The following is a 4,449-nucleotide window of genomic DNA, read 5'->3' on the forward strand; positions in this document are numbered from 1 at the left end:
AGGCATATTAACAGTAAGGAGAGTATTGAAATACTATTTTCAAATCTTTATTAGGAGAAAAATTTGAAAAAGCTTATCATGTTATTATTTTTACATATATGTAATATAAAGTGAATTGATAATATTTAGACTTACTATTACTAATATTCAATTAAGATAGTTAGTAATAAAGTAATAGTGTTAACTATCTTAATTGGTGTGGAATGTGATAAAAAGTATAAGTTTGCCGTAAACTTATGCTTTCGCTATTTACATAATATTCTTAATGTGAATTTTAAAGAAAAATACAAAATTTTTACTAGATGTGAGAAAAAAGAATCGAAAATATCCTTTAAAATAAGATATATTTGGTTCAAAAAATTAGAGGGCACCAATTCATTAAAGCAGTAAAAACGTTTTAATGAATTAGTGTCCTTTTTGTTTTAAAAAGAGAATATATTTTCTCAACAGGACAAATGGTAATCAGCTATAAGTATTAATTATAAGAATAAAAGGAAAATAGAAATTAATAATAAAGGAGAATGTGAAATGATAACATTAATATCTGAAAGAGATCTAGCTGAAATCCAAGAAGAAGATGTAGATGTATTAAAAGTAATGGCACATCCTGTTCGATTACAAATTGTAAATGAATTAATGCACCATAAAATGTGTAATGTTACACAGTTAACGGAAATATTAAGACTCCCCCAATCCACTGTTTCACAACATTTATCAAAATTGAGGGGAACCGTACTCCGCTCAGAAAGAAGAGGATTAGAGATGCATTATTATATAGATAATGCCAAGGCTCGTCAGATTGTTAAAATTTTAGATTTGTAGGTTAATAACACCTAAAAGGTTTCCTGTTATAGGCTGGAAACCTTTTTTAATGTATAACAAATTGCAGGCATTTATAAAGAAGCATGAAGATTGGAAAGAACAGCGTTTGTTCACTACGCAGTCGATTGGGATGAAAAGATTCAAATTGCATCTACAAATCATCAGGCATGGGGGGCAGGTCTAGCAGCATATGCTAGATTTGTTCATGCTGAATTGTGTGGGACAAGTGATCCATTGAAATTTAAACGTTCATATGAAAAATATATAGAATTAATAGGAGAAATTGCGAGAACGAAATATTCATCTCTCTAAAGCATTATGGACACATAGGGATATTACTTATAAATTAGGTGGGACAGACCATGAAGATTCACTGGATTATCTTCGTAGTCATGGCGTATCTGAGGCTAATTTCCGAGCAGACGTGTTAAAAGTTTATAACGGGAGCACGGTTACAGTGGATATCAAACCACAAAAAACCAATGAAATACCTGGTACAGTAGAGTCGAATGGTATTGCATATATTGAAGGATACAATGTAAATCTCCGCTCTGGACTATCAACAGAAAATAGTATTATTCGTAAGCTACAAAAAGGTGAGGCTTATAAAGTATGGAGTAAATTAGGTAACTGGTCACATCTTGGTGGTAACCAATGGATTTATTATGATTCTTCATATATTCGTTAACAAGGCATTGAACCTACTACAGTAATTGGTAAAAGAGTTATTTCAAAAGTAAATAATTTACGATTCTATGATTCTCCATCTTGGCAGGATAAAGATGTTGCTGGTACTGTATATATGGGTTTAGGATTTATTATTGATGCAAAGGTAATTGCATATAATTTATCATAATATAGAGTGCACAATAGTAAAGGTAAAACATATTATATAACAGCAAACGAAGCCTATGTGTATGTGAAGTGAAAGAGAGGATTTGCTCTACTATGGGGAGATCCTCTTTTTTTATTTATCCTGTATAAATTAGGTTTAATGGTGAAAAGAGGAGGCTAGGAATGATTTTTGGTTTGGGAAAAATATTTTCGATATAAAAACATTATATTTTAATATTTAAATTTTATAATGTTTTATTTAAAAATGGATTTTTCACATGATATAGATTTACTTAAGTATGTAGAATTTTTATTTCTTCTTTTTTTAATTGGGGGTGTTTATTATATTCAAATTATGAAAACTACAATTTACCAAAACATTAAAAATCTCAGAAAGTCTTTCGGTTTAACGCAGGAACAACTCTCGGAGAGGACTAGATTATCACGGAGGCAAATTAAGAATTTGAAAACGGATTGTCACGAACCTGATTTTGAAAGTTTAAAGGTGCTTGCGTCTTTTTTTAAATCTCTATAGACCGCCTTCTTAGCTTTGAAAATACGATCACTATTCAATTGCATTCAAAGAGATTACGAAGGGCTAGATGGATGTCAACAAAGATATACTTTAATTCAATTACATTGTAGAGGTGCAATTTTACAATTTTTCATCAAATGTGTTGAGGGAGCAAATTACTCTCTTTTTTCTTTTCTTTTAGATGTTCCCCCAATTCTAAATGGACAATTATCAACAATGTTCTTAACTAGATATAATACAACAAGTAAGCCTTAAATTATGTTAGGAGGAAAAAATATGTATCCGGAATTTTATATACAACAACCATCATATTGGTCTCCATATTCAACATACTGGCAACCAACACCTATATTTCTATATTCGTATAATCCTTCTTTATGCTTCCAACGTTGTATGATGTACACAGGTGGAAATTATAATGCCTGTAAATCAATATGTACTCCTCATCCTATGTAGCCTTCAAAAACTCTATAAATAATCCAAATCCTTCAAAATACGTACATTACTTTAAAATAAATATTTAAAGGAGAGATACATTTGAACGTATATTTTTATAGACAAGGACCTACTTTCTATCATGCTCCAACTTATGGTTACTTTACAGAAGATACTATGCCTATAATAACGCCAACTGGACCTTTTCCAATTCCACCCTGGATGCTATATGCTCACCCTCATATTTTACCGACACAAAATTGGCAGCAATTACAACATCTACAACAATATCAGCAATTTCTACCTCATGGGTAACTTTTTCAAGAGAGAATACCACTCTCTTTTTTATTTCCTTTCCTTTCGACAGAATACTACAATATATAGATAACTTTTTTGCTACCATGAAATGAGAAATCTTACATTTTAACTTATATAACTAATACATACTGAAGGTAACGCAATGAAACGCAAATTACTCACTGCATTAGCATGTAGCGCATTACTTATGGGGATGTCTGCTTGTAGTTCTAATGATAAAACTGCAATTGAATCAAAACCTAAACAAGAAGCTAAGAAACCCGAACCGGTTACTACAACTTCACTTATTATTGAGTTTAAGAAAGCTGGTATAGAAGCTGAAAATGTTACGGATTTACCACAAAAAGAGTTCGGTAATATGCGTAAAGATGGAAAACGAATCCTTACTCCAACATTAGGGGAAGATAAACGCGGCCGTGTGTTTGAATTTAGTAAGAAAGAAGACTTAGAGAAAGCTAAGAAGTACTATGATGAGTTAGGAAACTCAGCCCCAATACTTTTCTCGCATACATATGCATAGGGTAATTTTCTTTTACAGATGAATGGAGATATGAAAGCTGATGAGCTTAATAAATATAAAGAAGTTATGGATAAGGTAGTGAAGTAATATGTCCATTAAAAGCGAAACACATGTGCAACCTCTTACAAAAGATGAAGCTTATAAAATGATCCACTTATTGATTCCATTTCTTAACGATCCACAAAGCGAACGTGAAATTGATGAATCGAAAAGCCTATATTTCATAACTACTCAAGAATTCGAAGTTTGGCGTAAACATCCAGAGTTACCTTTGGAAATATCATCATGGGGGCGTGTCTACCGTCTTGTATTTATAGACATAGCGAATTGTATCTATGAAGGTAAAATGCTTAAACTGTCGGCCAATCAGAAAGGAAGCGTTGCTATAAATTTCAAGCGTTAAGGGAAACAAAACAAACGATTAAACGTCTGTAAACTTATTGAAGAAACATTTTAATCAGAGGGAAATAATATTTGGATGGGAGTCCAATACATATTATTAAAATTAAAGTGGTTCAAGTCAGAAGAATGCACCTTAGGGTGTCTTTTTTTGTCCATTACAGCCATTGTTTACTCTTTGATTTTTTATGTTCATTTGATATAATTATTACTACAGTAGTATTACAGTAATATCTTGGGTATATAATAAAAGAAGAGATACTCGATACATCTCTTCAGGTAACTGTTGCCGTAAGGCGGGTAGTTACTAAATAAAGTTATCTTCTTTTTCTAGAACTTCCCTTTTGCTTCCGACGGCGTAGGGAGGTTCTTTGACGTTTTTTGCTAATATTACTCACCAGTTTGTTTCCATAACCGGTAACAAGAATTATCAAAAATACTTTCAGCAAATCCTGTAGCAAAGACAGTAAATATTCCATCATAGGAGTCACCTCCTTTCCCTCTACATAAAAAAAAGAGAAAGGACAGCAACCAACCACCCTACGTCATACAGTTAAATCTATTCTATCATACTAGTACAATCTCA

5 protein-coding genes and 2 pseudogenes are annotated in these 4,449 nt (G+C 31.9%); 6 read left to right on the plus strand and 1 reads right to left on the minus strand.

Features of this window, described 5'->3' with window-relative positions; genetic code table 11:
• Positions 1 to 528: 528 nt before the first annotated feature.
• The 6 genes and pseudogenes from DN403_RS28910 (at position 529) to DN403_RS28935 (ending at position 3,867) form a co-directional block, all read left to right on the plus strand.
• The gene (locus tag DN403_RS28910) at positions 529 to 822 is read left to right on the plus strand and encodes an ArsR/SmtB family transcription factor (protein WP_048564940.1); all 294 of its coding nucleotides are present in this window, start codon (positions 529 to 531) and stop codon (positions 820 to 822) included.
• An 87-nt stretch (positions 823 to 909) separates the two neighbouring features.
• Positions 910 to 1,750: pseudogene (locus DN403_RS32040) on the plus strand (N-acetylmuramoyl-L-alanine amidase); the annotation flags it as partial.
• Between the two features lie 261 nt (positions 1,751 to 2,011).
• Positions 2,012 to 2,191: a helix-turn-helix transcriptional regulator gene (locus DN403_RS31470; RefSeq protein WP_179958956.1), complete on the plus strand. Its 180-nt coding sequence runs from the start codon at positions 2,012 to 2,014 to the stop codon at positions 2,189 to 2,191.
• A gap of 537 nt (positions 2,192 to 2,728) precedes the next feature.
• Positions 2,729 to 2,941 carry a hypothetical protein gene (locus tag DN403_RS28925; protein WP_141550186.1) on the plus strand — a complete coding sequence of 71 codons (213 nt, stop codon included), beginning with the start codon at positions 2,729 to 2,731 and terminating at the stop codon, positions 2,939 to 2,941.
• 145 nt (positions 2,942 to 3,086) lie between these two features.
• Positions 3,087 to 3,551: pseudogene (locus DN403_RS28930) on the plus strand (stress protein).
• Position 3,552: 1 nt separating this feature from the next.
• Positions 3,553 to 3,867: a hypothetical protein gene (locus DN403_RS28935; RefSeq protein ID WP_149186037.1), complete on the plus strand. Its 315-nt coding sequence runs from the start codon at positions 3,553 to 3,555 to the stop codon at positions 3,865 to 3,867.
• Positions 3,868 to 4,180: 313 nt separating this feature from the next.
• Here DN403_RS28935 and DN403_RS31475 read toward each other — a convergent pair whose 3' ends face one another.
• Positions 4,181 to 4,345, minus strand: a complete 165-nt coding sequence (locus DN403_RS31475) for a hypothetical protein (RefSeq protein ID WP_176546534.1) — start codon at positions 4,343 to 4,345, stop codon at positions 4,181 to 4,183.
• Positions 4,346 to 4,449: the final 104 nt, after the last annotated feature.

Source organism: Bacillus sp. AY2-1 (assembly GCF_008368965.1).
GTDB lineage: Bacteria > Bacillota > Bacilli > Bacillales > Bacillaceae_G > Bacillus_A > Bacillus_A thuringiensis_S.

Excerpts from the sequence above, each read along its gene's own strand:
- DN403_RS28910 (WP_048564940.1), top strand. The coding sequence starts at position 529 with ATGATAACATTAATATCTGAAAGAGATCTAGCTGAAATCCAAGAAGAA.
- DN403_RS31470 (WP_179958956.1), top strand. The coding sequence starts at position 2,012 with ATGAAAACTACAATTTACCAAAACATTAAAAATCTCAGAAAGTCTTTC.
- DN403_RS28935 (WP_149186037.1), top strand. The coding sequence starts at position 3,553 with ATGTCCATTAAAAGCGAAACACATGTGCAACCTCTTACAAAAGATGAA.
- DN403_RS31475 (WP_176546534.1), bottom strand. The coding sequence starts at position 4,345 with ATGATGGAATATTTACTGTCTTTGCTACAGGATTTGCTGAAAGTATTT.